This is a genomic window from Aureispira anguillae, assembly GCF_026000115.1.
GTDB classification, from domain to species: Bacteria; Bacteroidota; Bacteroidia; order Chitinophagales; family Saprospiraceae; genus Aureispira; species Aureispira anguillae.
This window is the reverse complement of record NZ_AP026867.1, coordinates 2,867,245-2,888,687: the sequence shown is the minus strand read 5'-3', so window position 1 is coordinate 2,888,687 and position 21,443 is coordinate 2,867,245. Positions and strand designations below refer to the sequence as shown.

At 35.7% G+C, this 21,443-nt stretch carries 18 protein-coding genes; 8 read left to right on the top strand and 10 right to left on the bottom strand.

Features of this window, described 5'->3' with window-relative positions:
* The first annotated feature begins 47 nt into the window (after nucleotides 1–47).
* From AsAng_RS11260 to AsAng_RS11250, 3 genes are all read left to right on the top strand, one after another.
* Nucleotides 48–713, top strand: coding sequence for a transglutaminase-like domain-containing protein (locus tag AsAng_RS11260; RefSeq protein ID WP_264792883.1), 666 nt, complete (start codon nucleotides 48–50; stop codon nucleotides 711–713).
* Between the two features lie 64 nt (nucleotides 714–777).
* Nucleotides 778–1,953 (top strand): exodeoxyribonuclease VII large subunit, encoded by a 1,176-nt coding sequence (gene xseA / locus AsAng_RS11255; RefSeq protein WP_264792882.1) that lies wholly within the window; start codon nucleotides 778–780, stop codon nucleotides 1,951–1,953.
* 167 nt (nucleotides 1,954–2,120) lie between these two features.
* Nucleotides 2,121–4,382 (top strand): DUF5682 family protein, encoded by a 2,262-nt coding sequence (locus tag AsAng_RS11250; protein WP_264792881.1) that lies wholly within the window; start codon nucleotides 2,121–2,123, stop codon nucleotides 4,380–4,382.
* 606 nt (nucleotides 4,383–4,988) lie between these two features.
* Here the strand turns inward: AsAng_RS11250 and AsAng_RS11245 are convergent.
* The 3 genes from AsAng_RS11245 to AsAng_RS11235 all read right to left on the bottom strand — a co-directional run bounded on the left by AsAng_RS11245 (nucleotide 4,989) and on the right by AsAng_RS11235 (nucleotide 7,541).
* A complete protein-coding gene (locus AsAng_RS11245; protein WP_264792880.1) occupies nucleotides 4,989–5,699 on the bottom strand; it encodes a lipoprotein signal peptidase in 711 nt (236 codons plus the stop codon).
* A gap of 67 nt (nucleotides 5,700–5,766) precedes the next feature.
* The gene (locus AsAng_RS11240; RefSeq protein ID WP_264792879.1) at nucleotides 5,767–6,444 is read right to left on the bottom strand and encodes a lipoprotein signal peptidase; all 678 of its coding nucleotides are present in this window, start codon (nucleotides 6,442–6,444) and stop codon (nucleotides 5,767–5,769) included.
* Nucleotides 6,445–6,773: 329 nt separating this feature from the next.
* Entirely contained in the window at nucleotides 6,774–7,541 is a 768-nt protein-coding gene (locus tag AsAng_RS11235; RefSeq protein ID WP_264792878.1) for a gamma-glutamyl-gamma-aminobutyrate hydrolase family protein, read from the bottom strand.
* A gap of 532 nt (nucleotides 7,542–8,073) precedes the next feature.
* Here AsAng_RS11235 and AsAng_RS11230 point away from each other — a divergent pair.
* The 3 genes from AsAng_RS11230 to AsAng_RS11220 all read left to right on the top strand — a co-directional run bounded on the left by AsAng_RS11230 (nucleotide 8,074) and on the right by AsAng_RS11220 (nucleotide 10,073).
* Nucleotides 8,074–8,913 (top strand): queuosine precursor transporter, encoded by an 840-nt coding sequence (locus AsAng_RS11230; RefSeq protein WP_264792877.1) that lies wholly within the window; start codon nucleotides 8,074–8,076, stop codon nucleotides 8,911–8,913.
* Nucleotides 8,914–9,008: 95 nt separating this feature from the next.
* On the top strand, nucleotides 9,009–9,587 hold the full coding sequence (locus AsAng_RS11225) for a non-canonical purine NTP diphosphatase (RefSeq protein WP_264792876.1): 579 nt from the start codon (nucleotides 9,009–9,011) through the stop codon (nucleotides 9,585–9,587).
* 171 nt (nucleotides 9,588–9,758) lie between these two features.
* Nucleotides 9,759–10,073, top strand: a complete 315-nt coding sequence (locus AsAng_RS11220; protein WP_264792875.1) for a hypothetical protein — start codon at nucleotides 9,759–9,761, stop codon at nucleotides 10,071–10,073.
* On the opposite strand, the gene AsAng_RS11215 is transcribed toward AsAng_RS11220, so the two are convergent.
* Both AsAng_RS11215 and AsAng_RS11210 read right to left on the bottom strand, forming a co-directional pair.
* Nucleotides 10,070–10,840: a TIGR02757 family protein gene (locus tag AsAng_RS11215; RefSeq protein WP_264792874.1), complete on the bottom strand. Its 771-nt coding sequence runs from the start codon at nucleotides 10,838–10,840 to the stop codon at nucleotides 10,070–10,072. The two genes, AsAng_RS11220 and AsAng_RS11215, sit on opposite strands and share 4 nt — an antisense overlap.
* A 100-nt stretch (nucleotides 10,841–10,940) precedes the next feature.
* Nucleotides 10,941–11,648 carry a YebC/PmpR family DNA-binding transcriptional regulator gene (locus tag AsAng_RS11210; RefSeq protein WP_264792873.1) on the bottom strand — a complete coding sequence of 236 codons (708 nt, stop codon included), beginning with the start codon at nucleotides 11,646–11,648 and terminating at the stop codon, nucleotides 10,941–10,943.
* A gap of 332 nt (nucleotides 11,649–11,980) precedes the next feature.
* On the opposite strand from AsAng_RS11210, the gene AsAng_RS11205 reads away from it, so the two are divergent.
* Nucleotides 11,981–12,430, top strand: coding sequence for a peroxiredoxin (locus AsAng_RS11205; protein ID WP_264792872.1), 450 nt, complete (start codon nucleotides 11,981–11,983; stop codon nucleotides 12,428–12,430).
* Nucleotides 12,431–12,627: 197 nt separating this feature from the next.
* Nucleotides 12,628–13,320, top strand: coding sequence for a DUF5683 domain-containing protein (locus AsAng_RS11200; RefSeq protein ID WP_264792871.1), 693 nt, complete (start codon nucleotides 12,628–12,630; stop codon nucleotides 13,318–13,320).
* A gap of 24 nt (nucleotides 13,321–13,344) precedes the next feature.
* On the opposite strand, the gene AsAng_RS11195 is transcribed toward AsAng_RS11200, so the two are convergent.
* The 5 genes from AsAng_RS11195 to AsAng_RS11175 all read right to left on the bottom strand — a co-directional run bounded on the left by AsAng_RS11195 (nucleotide 13,345) and on the right by AsAng_RS11175 (nucleotide 21,331).
* A complete protein-coding gene (locus tag AsAng_RS11195; RefSeq protein WP_264792870.1) occupies nucleotides 13,345–13,713 on the bottom strand; it encodes a response regulator in 369 nt (122 codons plus the stop codon).
* 276 nt (nucleotides 13,714–13,989) lie between these two features.
* A complete protein-coding gene (locus AsAng_RS11190; protein ID WP_264792869.1) occupies nucleotides 13,990–15,582 on the bottom strand; it encodes a PAS domain-containing sensor histidine kinase in 1,593 nt (530 codons plus the stop codon).
* Nucleotides 15,583–15,894: 312 nt separating this feature from the next.
* Nucleotides 15,895–16,995, bottom strand: coding sequence for a class I SAM-dependent methyltransferase (locus tag AsAng_RS11185; protein WP_264792868.1), 1,101 nt, complete (start codon nucleotides 16,993–16,995; stop codon nucleotides 15,895–15,897).
* Nucleotides 16,996–17,253: 258 nt separating this feature from the next.
* Nucleotides 17,254–18,147 (bottom strand): DUF6089 family protein, encoded by an 894-nt coding sequence (locus AsAng_RS11180; RefSeq protein ID WP_264792867.1) that lies wholly within the window; start codon nucleotides 18,145–18,147, stop codon nucleotides 17,254–17,256.
* Nucleotides 18,148–18,742: 595 nt separating this feature from the next.
* Nucleotides 18,743–21,331: a TonB-dependent receptor gene (locus AsAng_RS11175; protein ID WP_264792866.1), complete on the bottom strand. Its 2,589-nt coding sequence runs from the start codon at nucleotides 21,329–21,331 to the stop codon at nucleotides 18,743–18,745.
* Between the last annotated feature and the right edge of the window lie 112 nt (nucleotides 21,332–21,443).

Below are 21,443 nucleotides of genomic sequence, written 5' to 3'. Positions count from 1 at the left end.
TGTTTATATTTTAAGTTTGTCCTCTACTTAAATTTTAGTTGTTAAGAATGGAAAATTTATTTGAAGAGTATCTAAGACCAGGAATTTATACCAATAGCGATCATCCCGATGTGGTTGCGTATGCCCAACAGCAAGTTATTGGAATTGAGGATAAAAAAGAACAAGTCATTGCCTTGTATTATGCCATTAGAGATGGTTTTAGGTATTCTCCTTATCATATTATATTAAAACCCTATGCTTTAAAAGCTAGTTATTTGTTGACGAAGGATTATGGGCATTGTATTGAAAAATCTAACTTGTTTGCGGCTTGTGTGCGTTCTTTGGGCGTGCCTTGTCGGTTGGGCTATGGAAATGTCCGAAACCATTTGGGGACAAAAATATTAGAAGAAACATTAAAAACAGATGTATTAGTTTATCATGGGTATGCTGAGGTCTATTTAGAGGGCAACTGGATAAAAACGACTCCTGTATTTAATACCGAATTGTGCCATAAATTAGGAGTAGAACCACTAGATTTTGATGGGGAAAAAGATGCCATCTTCCAAAAGTCGGACAAGGAGGGCAAGCCTTTTATGGAATACATTACAGATCACGGTACCTTTGCTGATCTTCCATTTGAAACCATCAAATCAGGTATGCAGAGCCATTATCCACACCTATTCAAAAGAGCCATCAATAATTCTAAGTTCATCTTTGAATTTGACGAAAGTTAATTATTTTGAGTGAACAATGATCCTGTTTATTCTATTCTGAATCAATTTATATAAATACTCAAAAATGGCTGGGCAAGATAAAATTACCTCTTTTTCTCTTTTTGAATTGAACGAACATCTAAAACGTGTGGTAGCATTTAATATGCGGGAGACCATTTGGATTAATTGTGAAATTGCAGATGTGGGAAACAGCAAAGGAAATGTTTATTTGTCATTGGTAGAGCGAAGTGATTTTAAAATTACGGCTCGTGCAGAAGCTATGATTTGGGGGCGTTCTTTAGACAAAATTATTCGAAAAATAGGAGACTCTTTATGGTCTATTCTTCAAGTTGGACGCCAAGTATTGCTCCGTGTTCAAGTTGAGTTTCACGAATATTTTGGAATGAAATTATCAATTCAAGACATTGATCCTACTGTTACAATAGGACAGTTAGAATTGAAGCGTTTACAGACGCAAAAAAAACTAGAAGCGGAACATTTTACAGCATTAAATGCGCAATTGCCAACGGCTTTAGTCTGGCAGAGAATTGCTGTGATTTCTTCAAGTACTGCTGCTGGTTTACAAGATTTCTTGCAACAAATCAATACCAATCCTCACCAGTATAAATTTCAATATGAATTATTTGAAGCGGTGGTGCAAGGCGTAAATGTTCCTTTGGAAGTGATGCAACAAATTGAAAAAATTGAAGCAAGGAAAGCAGATTTTGATTGCATTGTACTTGTTCGAGGTGGCGGTGCAAGATTAGATCTGATGGGCTTTGATGATTATGACTTATGTGTGGCACTAGCTACTTGTGAATTGCCTGTTCTAACGGGAATTGGTCATGACATTGATGAGACTTTAGCCGATTTAGTAGCGTATCAAAAACTAAAAACACCTACTGCTGTAGCAGATTATTTGATTCATAAAATGTTGACATTCGAATCTACTATTGTACAATATGCATCAGATATAAAAAGAATAGCACTAGAGAGAATACGCCAGGAATCCACTAAGATAGATTTGCTAGAAGAACACTTGAAACATTCTGCCCAACAACGTTTAAAAAGAGCCAATCAAGATTTGGAGGCGATAGCGGAAAAATTGCATTTATTGGACCCTAGAACCATTTTAGCTAGGGGCTTTTCGGCTGTTAGTAATGCAGAAGGTAAATTAATTGGTTCGGTTGAGGATCTAAAGGCTGGGGAGGAGTATATATTGCATTTGGCGGATGGAAAAGTCACCATTAAGATGGGTTGATTTTTTTATAATTTCACAGTGAGTATTTGAAATACTCCGCTTATTTTTTGGATAAATATATTGTATTAATCTTACTGATAATTAATGTTTTAGCGTTTTGATTAGTGGAGTCGTATTTTTGAATATCAATAGTATACGATTTTGTAGTAGCGTAATGTATTTTAAGAATGGAAATAAAATTATTAGGAATAAGGCATCATGGGCCAGGATCGTCCAAAAGTTTAATTAAGACATTAACATCATATCAACCTGATGTGATTTTGATTGAAGGGGCAGAGGAATTAACAACATTATTGCCTTATGTAATGGATGAAGGGCTAAAGGCTCCCGTTGCAGCTTTAATTTATAATCCTAAGAATTTACAACAGGCCGTTTATTATCCTTATACCGACTTCTCGCCAGAGTGGCAAACTTTTTTGTTTGCAGGACAGCACAATATTCCTGTGGTGCAAATGGATCTGCCACAGTCTATGCGTTTGGGGCTAGAGGAGGTTCCCGATCGATTGACAGCATTAAAAACGTTGGAAACAGAGGGGGATAATGAAGTGGATGAAATCGTTAAAGACCCTTTAGGTTATATGGCTAACTTGGCAGGGTATCGAGATAGTGAACGTTGGTGGGAAGCGATGTTCGAACAAGGAGAAGGGGATGAAGATGTTTTTGAAACGATATTGAACCTGATGAAAACACTAAGAGCGGAAGTAGGAAATATAGGACAGGCGTACAACTTGATTCGGGAGGCTTATATGCGCAAAATATTACGCAAAACAATTAAAGGGGGCTATGAGCGAATTGCTGTGGTTTGTGGCGCTTGGCATACTCCTGCCTTAGACGATTTGAAGGCTTATAAAACAAAGGACGATAACGCCTTACTTAAGGGAATTCCAAAAATTAAAACCAAAGCTACATGGATTCCATGGACTTATGATAGAATTGCTACTTCAAGTGGTTATGGAGCAGGAGTATTATCGCCAGCTTGGTACGAACTATTGTTTTATAATCGAGAAAATGCAACGATTCAATGGATGGCAAATGTGTCACAGTTGTTTAAGCAAGAGGATTTAGAAACAAGTTCTGCTCATGCTATAGAAGCTGTCCGTTTGGCAGAAACATTGGCTGCTTTACGTGGGCTTGAAATGCCAGGAATTGATGAGTTGTCAGAGGCTGTTTTAACTATTTTTTCAGGGGGCTATCGTAGCCAATTGGATTTAATTCGGCAAAAATTAGTTGTTGGTGATAAAATGGGAGAAGTTCCCGATACGATTCCTATTATTCCATTGCAACAAGATCTAGAGCTAAAAATCAAAGCTTTAAAACTAAAAAAGTATAAAAAAACAGAAGCAACTTGGCTAAAAGCCACTGCCAATAAGCCCAAAGGAGGCTTGGATCTAAGGCAAGAACACGATTTAAGACAGAGCCAATTTTTGCATCGACTCAATCTTTTGTCGATCCGATGGGGCATTCCAGATGCGGCAACAGGAAGGGAGCTAAGCACCAAAAATGAATATTGGAAGATGGAATGGCGACCTGAGTTTGCCTTGCAAATTATTGAGGCAGGGATGTGGGGAAACACCATTGAACAAGCTGCTGTTAATTGGGTAATCAATCAATCTGCATCCGCTGAAACATTGACAGAATTAACTCAATTGCTAGAAAAAGTCATTCATGCAAATTTGCCAACGGCCATGAATGATTTGGTGCAAGAACTAAGAAACTTAGCTGCAATTACCAAGGACATTAATCATTTGATGAGGGCATTGCCCCCTTTGGTTCGGATTTATCGTTATGGCGATGTTCGAAATACAGAGATTGGGATGGTAGATGCTTTGTTGCAAAAGATGATTCCTAGAATTTGCATTTCTCTGCCAAACGCTTGTTCTTCTTTGGATGAGAATGCTAGTCAGGAAATGTTTGATCAGTTATTATCGGTTAATAAATCGTTGTTGTTACTCGATGATGAGAAACACCTTTCTAATTGGCAAGAAATGTTGGCTCGAATTGTTGAGCAAGAACGCATTGATGGAAAAATAAGAGGAGCTGCTGCTCGTATGCTATTGGACCACGAAATTCTAAAGATGGAGCAGGTCGTTGATATAATGGGCTATGCCTTATCTAGAAGTGTGGCCATTTTGGTGTCTAGCAGTTGGTTAGAGGGCTTTTTGCATGGTAGTGGGCTCTTGCTAATTCACAATCCTACACTTTGGGAAATTGTTGATGATTGGGTCAATAATTTAAAGGATGAGGAGTTTCAACAGATGTTGCCCGCCTTGCGCCGTACCTTTGCTACTTTTGCTCCAGCAGAACGCCAAAAAATGTTGGAATTAGTTAAGAATGGTCATATTAAACAGCCCTCAACTTTTCAGGTTGATTTGGATAAAAATAGGGTTCAAACCATCTTACCAATGCTTAAATTGCTTTTTGAAGAATAGATGAATTGTGTAATTTATGGGGATTAACTTAACCAAGCAAAATTAATGTTTACAAACGTTTATTTTGCTTGGCGTATATCGCATTAATTTTGCTACTTATTTAGGGACTTTCAGGAGTAAAAGAAATGTATTTGTCCTAGTATATTTGCCACTATTTTTGCAACGAGACGTTTGGCAATGAGTTTTCTTTGAATCATTTTCTAAGCATCACATAACCCATTTTTAGAGTTTTTTTGGGGGCATATGACTGATTGGGAACAAAGTACGCCGCAGAAAGCTGTTATTTTTCCTGTGGAAAAATAAGGTTTTCAGGTGTCTGAGCGAAGCGAGTTTCTGAAAGCCTAAGCTTTTAAGAAGATACTTTGTCCAAGAAGTCATCCAGTCCTAGCGTTTTTGGTTCTTTTTGGGCAATGCAAAAAGAACAACAGGTATTGATTACCCCACTTTTGCGATTTTGCCTCTAAAATGGGGGCTAGATTAAAACTTTCAATATTCACTTCATTAAAAAGAAACAATTAGTTTTACTTCTATGGTTTAATAAATAACACTTTATAATTTAATGAAATTATTAAAATGTGTTTTTGTTTTACTACTGAATCACCCTATTTAAGCCTTCTCTTCGTCTTTTTCTATGGGTTCTGAAGCAGGTGAACTAGCCATTGTTGTTGCCAATCCATTAGTAGTAGTGGTAGCAGGTTCTAATTCTTTTTGGAAACGACGATAGAATATAATCGCCATAAAAACACCAAGACTAATGGCACTATCTGCAATATTAAAAATAGGCTGGAAGAACATAAAATATTTTCCACCCACCCAAGGAACCCATTCGGGCCAAAACCCTTCAATTAATGGGAAATAAAGCATATCAACTACTTTGCCATACAACACGCCTGCATAACCTCCTTCTGCTGGCATAAAGGTAGCTAGACGGGGATTGTGAAAGGTGCCACTATCAGAGAAACAAACGCCATAAAAAATAGAGTCTAGAATATTGCCAACTGCTCCTGAAAAAATTAACGCAATGCAAGCTAATAATAAAAAACTTGCCTTCTTTCGGATTAATTTGACTAGGAAATAGGCGATAAAGGAGACAACACCAATACGGAATAAACTTAAAATTAACTTGCCATAATTCCCGCCAAACTCAATCCCAAAAGCCATTCCTTTATTCTCTGTAAAATGGATGTGGAACCAATCTAAGCCCAAGACCTTAAAGGATTCCCCCAATGGCATATTTAGTTTTACCCAAATTTTGAGTACTTGATCAATTAGTAAGACTAAAAAAATAAGACCGATAACAAAATGAGACCGTTTCAATTGCTGCTGTGCTTTATGAGTTTAAAAAAAGAACAAAATATATTGGATAGAAATAAAAACTAAAAAATTAGTCGCTGACCGAATAGTTTTCTTTTGCTAAGGGGTCGTTAGATGCCTCTGAGTTGATGAGTTCTTCTTCTTTTTTAAAGAAATCTTTGTAGAATACAAAAATAATTGCTGTACCAATAAATACAGAAGCATCTGCAATATTAAAAATAAATTCAAAGAAACGCAGTGGTCTGCCTCCCCAAATAGGGAACCAACTAGGAAAAGTGGAATCAATTAAAGGAAAATAGAACATATCGACTACTTTGCCGTGCAAAAAACTAGTATAACCGCCTGCTTCGGGCATAAAGGTAGCCACTTCGATAGCAGTGCTTTGAGAGAAACAAATCCCATAAAAAACAGAATCTAAGATATTGCCCACTGCTCCTGCAAAAATCAGGGTAATACTAGTGAGAACAACAAAAGAGGCATTTTGTTTGACTAATTTATAAAGCATATATGCAATAAAGGAAATGGCAACAATACGAAATAGGCTTAGTGCTAATTTCCCATATTCGCCTCCCCATTCAATGCCAAATGCCATACCTGGATTTTCTATAAAGTGGATGTGGAACCAACTTAACCCCAAAACTTCAAAGTAATCGCCCAAGGGCATGTTGAGTTTAACCCAGATTTTGAGGGCTTGATCTAAGATTAAAACAGAAAGCGCAAGAATTAAGGTATAATGTGATTTTTTCAAACTTTGATGTTTATAAGATAAAATTATATCGTTTTATTATAAGGCTATACGGTACACCATCTATATAACTTACACGATTGAAGTTAGTAGGATGGGGGCTCAAGTTGGCAATAAATTTAGCTACCTTGCTACTTACTCCTTTAGGAGATAAGAATCGTCCGTGTTTACTACGTAACCCCACAGAGTAATGATTATTTTAAAAGATCAAAAATAATAAAGAATTTTGAGTATTAGGAAAAGTGAATCTAAAATTAAATAGATATTAACGATAGTAGCTATGGGATAGGTTTTTTTTAGATAAAAAACGCCCCATATTAGAGCAATGTCGATTATTTGACAAAACTAGGGTTTAGGTATTTAGAAGAACAGAAGGATAAAAAATGCTCTATAACTGGGCGATCATTTAGCAGTGTTTCTTGAGCGTGGACAAAAAACTCAGGATGCCATTGAAAACCGATAATTTTGCCTTTGGGTTTCTGATGGTGATAAAATGCTTCTATTAAACCATCTTCGGCAGCAGCAATAGCTGTCAGATTAGGAGCTAATTTTTTGATTCCTTGGTGGTGAATGGAATTTACGGTTGTTGATAAACGGTTCATTTTTAGTTGATCTAAGAGTTCTCCTTGAATTAAGTTGATCGGATGGAGGTTTAGATCATAAGTTAAGGGATCTCTATGTTTAACCTTGCTTGGTTGTTGAGTTTCAAGGTCTTGATATAATGTTCCTCCAAAATAAACATTTAAAAGTTGAAAACCTCTACAAATCCCAAGAATAGGATAATCCTGTTTGAAACACCAATCAAGAATCGTTAACTCATAGTTGTCCCGTAGTGCGTCACCTTGCCATTTCCCAATTGGAGCCTCATTGTATTGAGACGGCGCAATATCGGTTCCTCCCATCAAGACAAGTCCGTCGAGTTGAGCTAAAAAAGAAGGCAACGTTTCTATTGAAAGGTTGGGAATAAGTATTGGCATCACCCCAAAAGAAGCCCAATAATTGGCAAAATCAGATTCTATATAACACAACTGTTTTGTTGAAAAAACATTTCGATTAGGGTCAGGAGAACATAATCCTCCCGTAATTCCTAGCTTAATCATAGGTTGTTATTTTGATTTTTTTTTTAATGAATCAAACAAAGTTTATACTTTAATGCTAAAATGATATTTTTTTTGGTTAAATTGACATTAGTTCGCATGAAAAGGTTGGTTTTATCTGTATTTTTTTAATATTAAAGTGATAAGAAATCAAACAATTGCTGTGAATAAATATTCCCTCAAATTATACCTAAACTCCTTTTTTATAGGAGCTAGATAATACACTCCAACAGTTTTTACAAAGTGTATTTAATGTTTTAATTAAAAAATAACGTTCTTTGACAAATCGTGTGGAAATTTTAATTAACGGTCTTAATTATGCCGTTTGGGGATTGGATCTAACAACAACGTGGTCTAGGTATTAATATCCCCGAATCGAATAATTTCACCTTAGCCTATATTAGTAGCACACAATTTGTCAATGAACCAATACTAAAAGTAGTTTGTCCTTATAATAACTATTATTTCTCCTCAAATTTTTGAACCCTCTAATATTATGTTGCCTTAAAAGAGAAGTGCTAAAGACAGAATGTAAATGAAAATAGAAGAAGACAAACAAATACTAGATCAGACAGCGCCCAAGGAAGAATCACTAGATGATTCTACCAAGCGAGTGACGGAGTTCAAGAGTAATCGCTTGTTCTTTATCCTAGGTGGTTTCTTTTTGGCAAATGCTTTTATTGCAGAATTCATAGGCGTAAAGATTTTTTCCTTGGAGGGCTCTTTAGGAATAGCGCCTTTAGGCTTGGATCCAATGGGAGGAGATGGCCCGCTCAATTTTACAGCAGGGGTTTTACTTTGGCCAGTGGTATTTATTATGACAGATGTTATTAATGAATATTTTGGAGTAAGTGGCGTTCGTTTCTTATCGGTTTTGGCCGCAAGTTTGATCGCTTATGCTTTTGTTATGATTTTTGCAGCCATTGGTTTGGCGCCAGCTGATTGGTGGGTGGAAGGTTACACGAACAAAGGAATTCCTGATATGCAAGCTGCTTTTAGGGGAGTATTTGGGCAAGGAATGTGGATTATTGTTGGCTCCTTAGTAGCTTTTTTGGTTGGGCAAATTGTAGATGCTATTGTGTTTAGGGGAGTAAAAAAGCAAACAGGAAATAATAGAATTTGGATAAGAGCTACCGTCTCAACAATGGTTTCGCAGTTAATTGATAGCTACTTAGTGCTTTATATCGCTTTTGTTTTGGGAGCAGATTGGTCAATGGAAATGCTTTTCTCAATAGGTACAGCCAATTACATCTATAAGGTATTAGTTGCCATTTTATTTATCCCTATTTTATATTTTATTCACAACTTAATTGATCGTTATCTAGGAGAAGATGTTTCTAATGAGTTAAAAGAATTAGCCTTAAATAAAAATTAAGCAGCTCGCTAGTGGAAGGAGAATTTGCAAAAGTAATGCTAGTGCTAGAGCTATAATGAAATCATTTTCAATTTAATTAATTAGACTATAATATAATGAGCAAGTTGGTGTTTGCAACTGGAAATCAGAACAAAGTAAGAGAAATTCAACAAATAATGGGTGCGCAGTATGACTTCTTGTCCTTGGATGATATTGGTTGTACAGAGGATATTCCAGAAACACAGCCTACTATAGAGGGAAATGCATTGCAAAAAGCACGGTATGTTTATCAAAAATATGGAATGAACTGTTTTTCGGAAGATACAGGTCTACAAGTATCGGCTTTAAATGGAGCTCCTGGAGTTTATACCGCTCGTTATGGTGGTCCTGCCAAGAATCCAGATGACAACATTAATAAGCTATTAAAAGAATTAACGGGCAAAGAAGATAGAACCGCTCAATTTAAAACCGTTATTGCACTTATCATTGACGGCAAAGAATATACTTTTGAGGGAATTGTTGAAGGAAATATCCTGAAAGAAAGAAGAGGCGAGGGAGGTTTTGGTTATGATCCTGTTTTTTTACCTATAGAGTCTGATCAAAGCTTTGCAGAGATGACCGCTGCCGAGAAAGATAAAATTAGTCATAGGGGGCGAGCAACTACTAAGTTAAGAGATTTTTTGCTTCAACGCTAATATCGACAGGTGGTGTAAAAAGCAATTTTGCCTTTTACACCATTTATTGAGGTCTTTTGGCACGAAATTATTATTAAGAGGTATTAGTAACTAATACTCCGTAGATTAATATTGCTATTGGCTACGGTTGTTCGTACTAAAAATTATTTGAGCATCAAATATCCTATCTTAATGAAACATTTAGCCTTTTTAATCGTCCTCTTGTTTTCTACTTCTGCAATCCATGCACAAATGGCTTATTCGGCAGAATCAGATTCGCTTGCCTTAAAAAATAGCCCCAAAGATATTGCCTTAGCACTGCCAATGTTGGGGAATGTTAGAATTCCAAAAGCAACCTATTTTTTTCAACAATTAAGTATTCCTTTTCAGGTAGATTATTCTACTATTGATTGGAAGGAAAAAGATTGGGATATAGAGATCGTTTGTGTTACCGATTCTATTTATGATGGGCAAGAAGATACCTTAGCAATAGACAGGCAATTTTAAGCCCAACTGTCTTTTTCTAAGACACCAATTCCAAATAAGGCAAAATCAAATTTAACAGGGTCTAAGGGATCAAATTGACGCAGATTATTGGTTAGTTCTAACACTGTTTTCCAATCCGTCTGTTTGCGTTGAATTAAACCATAACGACGACCAATTCTATCTACATGAACATCGAGTGGCATGAGTAGTTGGCTAGGCGAAATATGGTTCCAAAGTCCAAAATCTACCCCCTTGTTGTCCTTTCTGACCATCCATCTTAAAAACATACAAAGCCGTTTACAAGTTGACTTTCGTTTGGGTGTAGCAATATGTTTACGAGTACGATGAGGGGCATCAGGCAAGGAAAAAAACAAATCATGGAAGCCAATTAATGCCTTTTCTATGGTCTCATCTTCAGCATTAATATGTTGGCTAAAAGCTAGTTCTAAAGAAGTGTTTTTTTGGTAATAAGCTTGCAAAAATTCTAAAAAATAAAGCGTATCTAGCGGCTGAAATGTTCGGTGCTTGAAGGATAGAAAACGTGCTCTATCTTTTTCTTGATGATTGACAATAAAATCATGAGGAGCCCCATCCATTAACTCAATCAATTTTTTACCACTATTAATAATCATAGTTCGTCTGCCCCAAGCCAACATAGCGACCCAAAAGCCAATGATTTCTATGTCTTGAAGTTGAGTAAATTGATGCGGCAAACTAATGGGATCATTTGAGATAAATGATGTCTGATTAAATTCTTGAACCTTTTCTTCTAGTAATTCTTTGAGCATATTAATAATGATGCGCTTATCTGTAAATCTGAACAACTAGCAAGAATTACTAGTTGTTCAGGTTATATCGTATATCGTTAATGCTGAAAAGAGCAGCATTCTAAGCCATTCCATGGAAGACTTTTTGTACATCTTCATCATCTTCAAAACGCTCAATCAAGCGTTCAATGTCTTCTCGTTCAGCTTCTGATAACTCCTTGGTTACTTGTGGGAAACGTTGTAAAGAAGCTTCTTCCACTTCAATTTTGAGGTTTTCTAAAGCAGCTTGCATGGCACCAAAATCTTCATAAGCAGTATAAACATATACTTTACCTTCTGAAATTTCAATTTCATCAGCACCACCATCAATTAATTCTAATTCCAATTCGTCCATGTCTAGTTCGCCCAGCTCAAAAATAAATTCTCCCTTGCGATCAAACATAAAGTTAACCGAACCCGTTGTCCCTAGAGAGCCCTTTTCTTTGGAGAAATAAAAACGGACATTGGCAACAGTACGAGTCGTATTATTGGTTAGGCATTCAACGATGAAGGGAACGCCATGAGGACCATAGCCTTCGTATACAATTTCCTCTAAGTTTTCTGCATCTTTGGATGACGCTCTTTGGATCGCTGCTTCAACATTTTTTTTAGGCATGTTGGCCACTTTTGCATTTTGGATCGCCAAGCGCAATTTGGGGTTTCCATCAGGATCAGGACCACCTTGTTTGATAGCTAAGGCAATCTCACGACCAATTTTGGTGAATACTTTTGCCATTTGTCCCCAACGCTTCATTTTGCGTGCTTTGCGATATTCAAACGCTCTTCCCATATCTCTTTCTTAATTTATTTTAGCTTTGTCGAATAATAGACGATCATACAAAGCATTTTATATAATACAGCCATTTGCTAATTTTTAGCAAACAACTTCATAATAATGCCCTCAATATAATGATATTTATTGGAAGATGATAAAAAAAATCATTGGATTCATTAGCAAATTGACGAAACAAAGATGGTTTGAGGATAGTATAAGATAAGCAATGAAATCTTTTGCTCAATAACTTGGATAAGATAAACTAAAAACCAACCCATTTGTTAGCTTTTAGGAGCAACAAAAAGTAACTTTCGGACTGCTAATGTTAAGTCAAAAAAATAAAAGGGATGGAAATAGGAGACCAATTACCAGCGTTTTCGTTAAGAAACCAAAATAATGAATTGATAACTAGTCAAGATTGGATTGGTAGTCCAGTCGTAATTTATTTTTACCCTAGTGATTATACACGCATTTGTACAGCACAAGCTTGTTCTTTTAGAAATCGATTTAATGATTTTGAAAGCTTAGATGTTCGGATTATAGGAATTAGTCACAATAGTGTCGCTTCACATCGCAAGTTTGCCACAGAATACCAACTTCCGTTTGATATTTTGAGCGATGAAAAAGATGAGGTGCGCCAATTATTTGCCGTTCCTAAAGGCGTTTTTGGGCTGCTATCAGGGCGAGTTACTTACATCTTTGATGCCAAGGGAAAACTAATAAAACATTATCAAGCAGATTTTAAAGCAAAAGAACATATTGTCAAGGCCTTAGATGTTGTTAAGACACTAATCTAGATAAGGCGAACTTTTTTTTGTGGAGTTGTGTTGTAAAAACACAGGAAAAGTAGAACGATGCTTTTTGTATTAAAGAATGTTAATCTTTAACAGCAATTGAATACTTTTCCGTTTCTTTGTTGAGTGCTAATTTTAAAAAAAAGAGAGAATAAATGCTTAGCCTCAACCAATCAAAATTTGTCGATTCAAAAGTCCTTGTGTTTACAAGAATATTTGGATTGGTGTTTTTATTATTTGTTATCAAAAACAATTCAGCTTATGCACAAAAAGATTCAACCGTCAAAGAAAGCTTGGGAGGCACCATTGAAGATGCCGAGTTTTTACGAGAAAATTTGGCAAGAAAAAGAAGGGCTAAAAAAGCAGCTCGCAGAGAAAAATTCCTTAGTACGCTCCCTAAAAAACACAATGCCAAAGCAGCGACTCTTTTAGCTTTAGTTCCAGGACTAGGTCAAATTTATAACCGTCGTTTCTGGAAATTGCCTATTGTATATGGCGGCTTGGGGGCTTTAGGGTATTTTACAGTGAGTAATTATATCGACTATGGTTGTTTTAAAAGGGCTTATTTACATGCAGTAGATGACAATCCTAACACTACCTATGTATGTCCTTCTACACCTACCGCAACGGCAAATGAATTAAAGATTTATAGAGATAATGCTCAGGAAACAGCAGAGCTTTTTGTGTTGGGATTGACGGTCTTTTATGGATTAACAATTATAGATGCTTTTGTTGATGCTCACCTTATGCGTTTTGATATAGACGATGATTTGAGTATGAAAATAGAACCCAAAGTTGACTATGATTTCTCAACACAACGTTTTGTTCCAAGTGTAGGATTAGCTATTGTACCAAGAATGAAAAAAAATAAGCCAATAACCCCTTATTTTTGATTCCTTACACTGTTTTAGAGCGATTTAGTCCTTAAAATATTTTTTCATCACACTTTTTAGGCTTGCTTCATCAATGGGTTTGTTGATAAATCCAATTGGGCGGGTTTTTTGTGCTCTAGCCAAAGTGGGTTTATCAGAATTCCCCGTTAAAAAAATAATGGGAATTTGATATTTTTGATTAATAATTTCAGCAGTTTCGATGCCATCTTTGTTTCCTGCAAGACCAATATCCATCAAAATAAAATCAGGGCGATTGGTTTCTAGAAAGGCAAGTGTCTCATCTCCAGTTCGAGCCTCACCAATGATGTCCAATCCTAAGTTGCCTAGGATTCGTTCAATAAACATCTGAATGATCATATCGTCTTCAACGATAAAAATTTTTTTTCCTTCCATTCTTACTTTAGGTTAGTGTTCATTTTTATAGGGGAGATGATTCGTCTACCTCCAATTTAATTAATATTAATCAGTATACGTAATTAATAGATTGCTTTTTTGTCGTATTGATCTATATAAAATCGTATTGGTTTGATTGCCAGTAGGGTGGGGGTGAATTGTTTTTCTGGTCGCAAAAATGACAATTATGTATTATAATTAATAAATAGTGTATGTTGTTCGTAATGAATAGTGTTTGTTTGTCGATCTTGCAAAGGTTGATTATTTAAAGCAAGGTTAAGATTTTTGCTCAATCTCTTTGAAATGTAAAATATAGTGCGTGCCAACTTTATTAGAAGCACGTTCTAACTTTCCTCTTAATTGTACAGACAATCTTTTGATTAATTTTAGTCCAAGAGATTTTATATTGTCAAAATCAAAATTGCTTGGGAAACCAACACCATTATCACCTATCGTTAAACAAAAGTTAGTAGCTTCTAAGGCGGTTAAGGTAAGTGTTATTTTTCCTGAAGTACGTCCTTGAAAACCATATTTTAGAGAGTTGGTAACTACTTCATTAATTAATAAGCCTAAAGGAATAGCAGTATCTATATTGAGTTGCACACCAGGCGAATCAACAATAACTTCTATAGGGCAGTGGTCTTTTTGCATTACTCGAACAAGATTATTGACCAATTTCTCTAAATAATCCTTGTAGTTTATTTTAGAAATTTCATTGGATTGATAAAGCATTTCATGTACCATTGCCATCGCATTAATTCTATATTGGCTAGACTTAAATATTTCTTTGGTCTGCTCATCTTTCAAGAAACTAGATTGCAAACTCAATAAGCTAGTAATGACCTGCAAGTTGTTTTTTACTCGGTGATGAATTTCTTTTAGGAGCATTTTTTTCTCAGAAACATTTTCATTTTGCTTTTCTAAATCCAATGTTAGCTGAGTTCTAACTAGTTCATTTTTAATTCTTTGGCTAAAAATATTGAGAATCTTTATTTTTTCGCTGGGTCTTTGTATTGGTGTTTTGAATAAAGAAACCAAAATAAGAGATTTCTCCTGCTCCCCTTCTTGATAAATGGGAACTCCTAAATAACCAACGATGTTTTCTTCTTTTAGAAAAAGATCTAGAGGAAAGGCTTCTTGTATATTGTCAGGGTATATGCAGGTCTTATAATTTGACAAATCATTGCAGGGAGTATACTTCAAATCATAAACTATATTTTCTAACTGTTCAATTTTGTTAAACCAGTATAAGGTTTTAGCCTGCTGCCGATCTTTATTCACTTCGGCAATAAAAGTACTATCAGCATCCAAACTTTTATTAAGGAGCTTAACAATTGTTTTAAAATAGGATTCTCCTATTTTCTTTTGAGCACCTTCGTCAATAGCATTGATAATTGCATTCAATCGTTGGTGTTCCAAATTGCTCTCTTCTAGTGCTTTGTTTTTTTGTTTTAACTCATTTTGAATTTGTTGTAAAATAGTCGTTTTTTGCTTGTGTAAAGATTTGTCCCGAATAACAAAAAGAATATATTTTTGATCGTAGGAATAACTTAAATTAGTTTCTGTAGGAATAGAGGTTCCATCCTTTCTTTCTAGGTCAATTTCTAGAAGAACGAGTGGGTCTTTAATGGATTTATCAGCTATTTTATAAAATTTTTCCGAAGAAATAATTTCTGGATATAATTTGGCAATAAAGCTACCTTTTAATTCGGTGACATCAAACCCCGTTAAGCTTGCAGCAGCTTTATTGGCATAATAAATTAAGCCATCATTAAGGTTCATCAATAAAATTGCATCTGGAAATAGATTAGCAAGGTGCTTGATTTTTAAATTATCAAAGAGAGACTCCTCATTGAAATCATCATTCATTGTGGGCTGTTTTATTGGATCAATATTGATCACATGTATTTGTAATTTGGGAAACAATTTAAGTGTTAGGGGGAGATGGAAAATCTTAAATTGTTATTATTGTATTAATGAATGGGACGCTTAAAGATAAAAAAAATAAAAAGTATAGAAATAAAACTTCTGATTTTTTTATTTAAAAATTTGTTTGTTATACTTATTTTTTTATAAAAAAACGTAATGTTGTTAAGTCGTCAGGCTGTTTTTTGAATGGCGTAAAATAGTACACTTAATTACAAGCCATACCTTTAATGTAGTTGTTGATTTACATATATGTTATACTGAAATATTACATTGGTAAACAACAAATTTTTTATTCTCTTTGATGATAAATACCTTAGGAAATAGCAAATCTAGATGTGTTTTGTAGTTAAGATGCTTGTTTGCAACTAAAATAAAGTGCCCATTGGGCGCTAAAGATCGTCTTACTTCTTTAAATAAAGACAGCGAAATGTCAATATTAACTTCGTGTTCAAAATGAAAAGGAGGGTTCGATATAATGCAGTCAAAATGGTTGGCTGGGAAGTGTTCTAGGTTGTCATTATTATGAAAAAATGTATTATTCTGTTCTAGATTTAATTTGGAGGATTCTACCGCTAAGAAAAAATCATCTAATAAGTGCAATTCGCAGGTAGGGTTTCTTTTGCGAATACTTGCGGCAAGTATTCCGTTGCCAGAGGCTAAATCTAACACTCGTTTATAAGAAGAAACAGGTGGTAGGTTGTGAATCAAAAATTGGCTAGCATAATCTATGTGCCCAGCCGAAAACACGCCAAAATATTGATGAAAGACCTCTTGTTCCCAATTAATTTTGTGCGTTAGCGTTTCTATTTGATGTGCTTTGGGTTGCTTTAACAAAAGAACTCTTGACTTTTTCCAAGCCTTGCTTTGTTCGATATGCTCAAAAAAATCTTCTGCAATACGTAATATTTTAGGGCTAAAATGCCGAGTCATAAAGCTACAATATACGATCGTGTTTTTGTTGGCACTTTGAGACAATTGATAAAGAAATAGTCGAAAAAGGGCTAGGGATTTGGGAATTTTTAAGAAACCAACATCCGTTATGCCCAAATCAGGAGATAGAATGGTTTGAAATGTAATGTTGGAGGGCGCAATATTATTGTTCCTTAAATTGTATTCGGTTGCTTTTTGGTGCGATTTATTCGTCCAAATTGTATTCGGTTGGTAGGGATGCAACAAACAACTCAAAAAGCCAAATCGATCATTGATAATGGTAACATTTGTATTAGCTTGTGGTAAGTGCTCTATGTATTTTAGTAGGTGTTCATCTGCTGCACTCCAAGCTTGTAAAGAAGAATTATTGCTGAGCGGATACCGTTTTATGGTATAAGATTGATTGTTGTATTGAAAATTCACAAGAATGTATTTAAGTTTGGCAGATGTAACAATGTTGTTGGAAGGCAAAAATACTAAAAAGTGCTTAGTTTTTTCTCGGATTGTAGAGGAGGCTATTATTTAATTTCCCTATTTTTGATAGCACTTTGGAGGAGAGTAAGTTATTGGGGTAATAGAAATTATTGCTAGATAGCTGTCCTTGTGTAGTTATTACCATTGGCATAAATTCAACTCAAGATTACACGGCAGCTTAGCAGAGTAATAACATTTAAGAACAACTCAATAATCTTTAACTAAGGCCAAAGGTCTAGACTTTTTTAAATAAATTGCAAAGCGAACAGCGATGGTATAATAAGCATCATTGTTTTTAGGATCTCCACGCTGTGCTCCTGGTGCAGTGATATAACCATAAATATCTTGGGGATCTTGTTCTTGCGATCGGCGAGCGAGGGCTGTAGCAAGGGCTGCTTTTTCGGGGCTAAAGTGATCCGCAAAAATAGAAGGGTGGACATAATCTGTTGAGACATCATCCAAGTAATCGGTAAACGTAAAACGGTGGCTAATTTCTATGGATAACAACCAATCGTGATTGTGTTCCCATTGAATGCCAAAACCAGTAGGGATGATAAATTGAACAGAACTATAGGGATCTTTGCCCGCTATGATTCCTTGTCCCTCCGTGCTTAAGGGTTTAAGATCTACCCATTTTCCATCGTATTTTGCTTGTGGGCTAAAAACAATAAAACCAGCTCCCAAAACGAAATAGGGAGAAAGGACATTTTGCTTTGAATTGGTATAGCGACTACCTGTTAGTTTAAAATTATACGGAATAAACTGACAACTATTACTGAGTTCAAATACATGGGTATGAACGTGCAAGTTGCGATAATACCTAAACCATCCATCTTCAGAACCGAATTTAGTCGAAGAAAAATCTTTGCCTGCAAATTTGTCGTTTCCTGCGAGATTAATATAAGACATTTCTAATCGAAATGAAAAGTGTCCACCCATATTGTAACGACTAAAAAGACCAAAAGAGGATCGAATACTTAAAAAATCAGTATCCGCAATAAAACCTTGCCCCGCACTACTGGTACCTCCTAAGTCGCCCAAAAATTGTGTTGTACCCAAATGAAGCCCAACTTCAATTGGATAGCGAGGAATATATTGCATTCGCTTTTTTTGTCTTTCTTCGTAGACATAATCTTGGGAATAACTAATAGTTGAGGATAGTAAAAGTAATAGCCAAGTTAAAAACTTTAGTCTCATGTAGCTTTTCAATTTCGATAGACTTAATCCAATTGATATTGGCACCAAAATCTACAACGGGGGAATAAGTATTTTTATTTGATCCTAAAAACTTGCTGGAAAAATTTATGAATTGCATAAGAAACCAATAAGGGCGTAAATGGTTCCTCCAACGGGTTGTTAGTATTTGAATGGTCAAAAAATAAATAGAAGAGTGGTTGGTTATTTACCAATAATTTTGGGACTTTGCATAGTTAAACAATTAGATATTATTAGTGGTGTTCGAAAAACAGAAAACACTTTTAAATTTCAAAAAAACGTATTAAAAAGGGGAAATAGTAATTGTGTGTCAAAAATAAAGAACTAAAATGATTTAAGCAAGAAAACCTTATTTTTTAAAATACAACTTGTTGTATTCCATTGTTTTTTGGGGGTAGGGGATGAAAAAAAAGAAGCCTTTTGTTGCAACAACAAAAGGCTTCTGAGAAAAGCTCTAATTTAGATTTGGTTTTAAACGGAGTTAAAATTCAACATCTAATCGAACCGTAATATTAGCAGGCGCATCGACCAATGCTGGGCGAATCATATATTCTTGATTTAATAAATTTTTGCCAACAAGGGATAACTTAACGGCTGCAATTTCCTTGTCATCGCTATTTTTGAAAGCATGGCGATAACCAATCCGAGCACCTAGATTAAGAAATTCGCCATTATTGTAATTGTCTCTATAGTAGCCAATACCAAATAAATCATCATCTCCAGGAAGTATATAAACAATATCTTCGAATGCTTTGTCGATATTTTCCATCCTGCTGTTGTAGTTTAAAGAAAAACCAACAGACAAGGCTTTGTTTTTTAAGAAGAAAGCTTCAACATCAAATTTAAAGTTGTGGACATTACGATATTTTAGAATATTGTAATTGGAAGTGGACAAGGTTTGAATAACTGTGTCTTGATCCCAGTTTTGAAATTCTGGAGCAATGAAGGTATAACCTGCCAAAACATTCATGCTAACAGGGCCAATATTGCCAGAACCCATTAAACTAAATTCAAAGCCTCTAATTCGGGTATCATCTACATTGATGGATTGAAAGAAAATATTCTGAGCATCTGTTGCCGCTGGATCTCCGCCTCCAAAGGTAAATTCCATCATATCTTGGTATTCTGTCCAGAAACCAGATAAATCGGCAAAACCTTTCCAATTCCCAATTTTAAAACCCTGCTTGATGCCAATTTCTGCCGACCAGCCCGATTCAGGTTTTAATCGAGGATTGGCGAGAATAGCTAACTTCTGACTTCCGCTACCAATTTGAGTTGTAATATAACGCTCTGCAATAGTAGGGTAGCGATAACCTTCTCCCCAAGATGCTCGCACAAAGGTAAAAGGCGTAAGTTCATAGTTAAGACCAATACGGAATCGAGGTCTTGGTATTCCTGTACTGTCGATAGAATTTACTTCAGGATTCTTAACCAAAACCCCATCTCTTGCATCTACCTGGATAGAATCAGGGCTTTGGATATTAAATACTTCCCAACGAATGCCAAATGTAACATTAAGCTTTGTGTTCTCGGAGTTTTTTTCTTTGAAGAAACCTTGCTCACCCTGTACATAAAGCCCTCCATTTGTAATGTTGTAATCTGCGTTTCCAAATAATTGAGAGCGAGAAAAAGTATAGGTTCCAACAGCTCCTGCTACAAGTTTGAAATCGCCAAAGAAAGCAGAATTAATAGAGAATTTTCTTTGGTATTGATATTCTCCATAAGCCAAGTGGGATAAGTTAGACTGATTTTGACCATTTTGATTATTTACATAATAATAACGTGTTTGTAATCTATGGCGACCTTCCTTTTTGTCATAAGCAGTTAAGAAAGGATCTACATTAAAACGAGTAATGGTTGATTCTGTAATACTTCCCGCCAATGGTTCATAGATATGGTTAGCATTGTTTTCGCCTCTGAAACCACCAAACCAGATTCCTGTATTATTCCACAAGAAAAAGCTAGAAGATAAACCATGATTAAAGTTTAAATTTATCCCTGCGTTGACTTTTGTATTAAAGCGATAACGTGTATTGGCGTTAAAACGGAATTTACGCTCATAGGAACCCGCTCTATAAGAATCTTGATAAAAATAATTACCACCCAATGTTAAGTCAAATTTGCCGATTTTATGTCTATGAGCAAATTGTACTCCCATCTCTATAGGCTTTCGATAACCATTGCGCCCAGACAAAAGGGCAGGGGTTATGGTATCAGCATCATTCGGGTCGTTATCTGCTGCATCCCAAACTTCTAGTGAGTCTCTTTTCCACCAAGCTGTCTCAACACGTTTTGGATCTAAAAAAGAAGTTTGAAAAACAGATACCTTAGTGACAGGCTTGTTTTTGGCATAAGCAGTACGGATGTTGATAATTCCATTTAGAGCAGATGAACCATAAAGCGCTGAAGCTGCTCCCTTGACCACCTCAATTTGAGAGATGTTTTCAACAGGAATATCACGCCAGTTGGGCTGTCCAGCATCCCCCGTCAATAGAGGCAAGTCATCTACCAATAGCAATACTCGACTACCTGCGCCATAAGAAAAGCCAGAACCTCCACGAATATTGGCTTGCCCATCAACAACGGCAACACCTGGTATTTTATCTACGACTTCATCCACTTTTGTTGCATTGGTGTTGTCTACCAAATCTGGTTTTACTACATCAATAGAAATCGAAGATTTACCAACGGAGGTTTCAAATCTTGATGCCGTTTTGGTGACTACTTTTAATACATTGACCTCTTCAGCCATATTGATGTTTAGGCTTAAGGTTTCGCCATTTTTTATAGTAATTCTTTTGGTAACTGTTGAATAGCCCATATAACTACAGGATAGATCATAGGTGCCAGCAGCTACCGCTATTTCATAGGCTCCCTCTACAAAATCCGAAGCACCACCCGTTACAAAATTTCCCTCCGTATCGTTGATACGGATTTCTGCACCTAGCATTGGCTCATTTTCTATAGAATCCATTAAAATTCCTTTGATTGTTCCCTGCCCCCAAGCAATTGAACTCATCAAAATTAAGGTTAAACTAAATAACCAATATAATAGGGATTGTCTTTTCATAAGTCTTTGTTATTAATTGAATTGAATATAAATTAATAGTATGTTTCTAAAATGGGACTCTTTCTTCTTCTGAATAAAATTTTTGATGCTAAAATCAAGTAAAAATAGTACA

Coding starts and splice junctions, on each gene's coding strand:
- AsAng_RS11260 (WP_264792883.1), top strand. CDS start 48: ATGGAAAATTTATTTGAAGAGTATCTAAGACCAGGAATTTATACCAAT.
- xseA (WP_264792882.1), top strand. CDS start 778: ATGGCTGGGCAAGATAAAATTACCTCTTTTTCTCTTTTTGAATTGAAC.
- AsAng_RS11250 (WP_264792881.1), top strand. CDS start 2,121: ATGGAAATAAAATTATTAGGAATAAGGCATCATGGGCCAGGATCGTCC.
- AsAng_RS11235 (WP_264792878.1), bottom strand. CDS start 7,541: ATGATTAAGCTAGGAATTACGGGAGGATTATGTTCTCCTGACCCTAAT.
- AsAng_RS11230 (WP_264792877.1), top strand. CDS start 8,074: ATGAAAATAGAAGAAGACAAACAAATACTAGATCAGACAGCGCCCAAG.
- AsAng_RS11225 (WP_264792876.1), top strand. CDS start 9,009: ATGAGCAAGTTGGTGTTTGCAACTGGAAATCAGAACAAAGTAAGAGAA.
- AsAng_RS11220 (WP_264792875.1), top strand. CDS start 9,759: ATGAAACATTTAGCCTTTTTAATCGTCCTCTTGTTTTCTACTTCTGCA.
- AsAng_RS11215 (WP_264792874.1), bottom strand. CDS start 10,840: ATGCTCAAAGAATTACTAGAAGAAAAGGTTCAAGAATTTAATCAGACA.
- AsAng_RS11210 (WP_264792873.1), bottom strand. CDS start 11,648: ATGGGAAGAGCGTTTGAATATCGCAAAGCACGCAAAATGAAGCGTTGG.
- AsAng_RS11205 (WP_264792872.1), top strand. CDS start 11,981: ATGGAAATAGGAGACCAATTACCAGCGTTTTCGTTAAGAAACCAAAAT.
- AsAng_RS11195 (WP_264792870.1), bottom strand. CDS start 13,713: ATGGAAGGAAAAAAAATTTTTATCGTTGAAGACGATATGATCATTCAG.
- AsAng_RS11190 (WP_264792869.1), bottom strand. CDS start 15,582: ATGAATGATGATTTCAATGAGGAGTCTCTCTTTGATAATTTAAAAATC.
- AsAng_RS11180 (WP_264792867.1), bottom strand. CDS start 18,147: ATGCAATATATTCCTCGCTATCCAATTGAAGTTGGGCTTCATTTGGGT.
- AsAng_RS11175 (WP_264792866.1), bottom strand. CDS start 21,331: ATGAAAAGACAATCCCTATTATATTGGTTATTTAGTTTAACCTTAATT.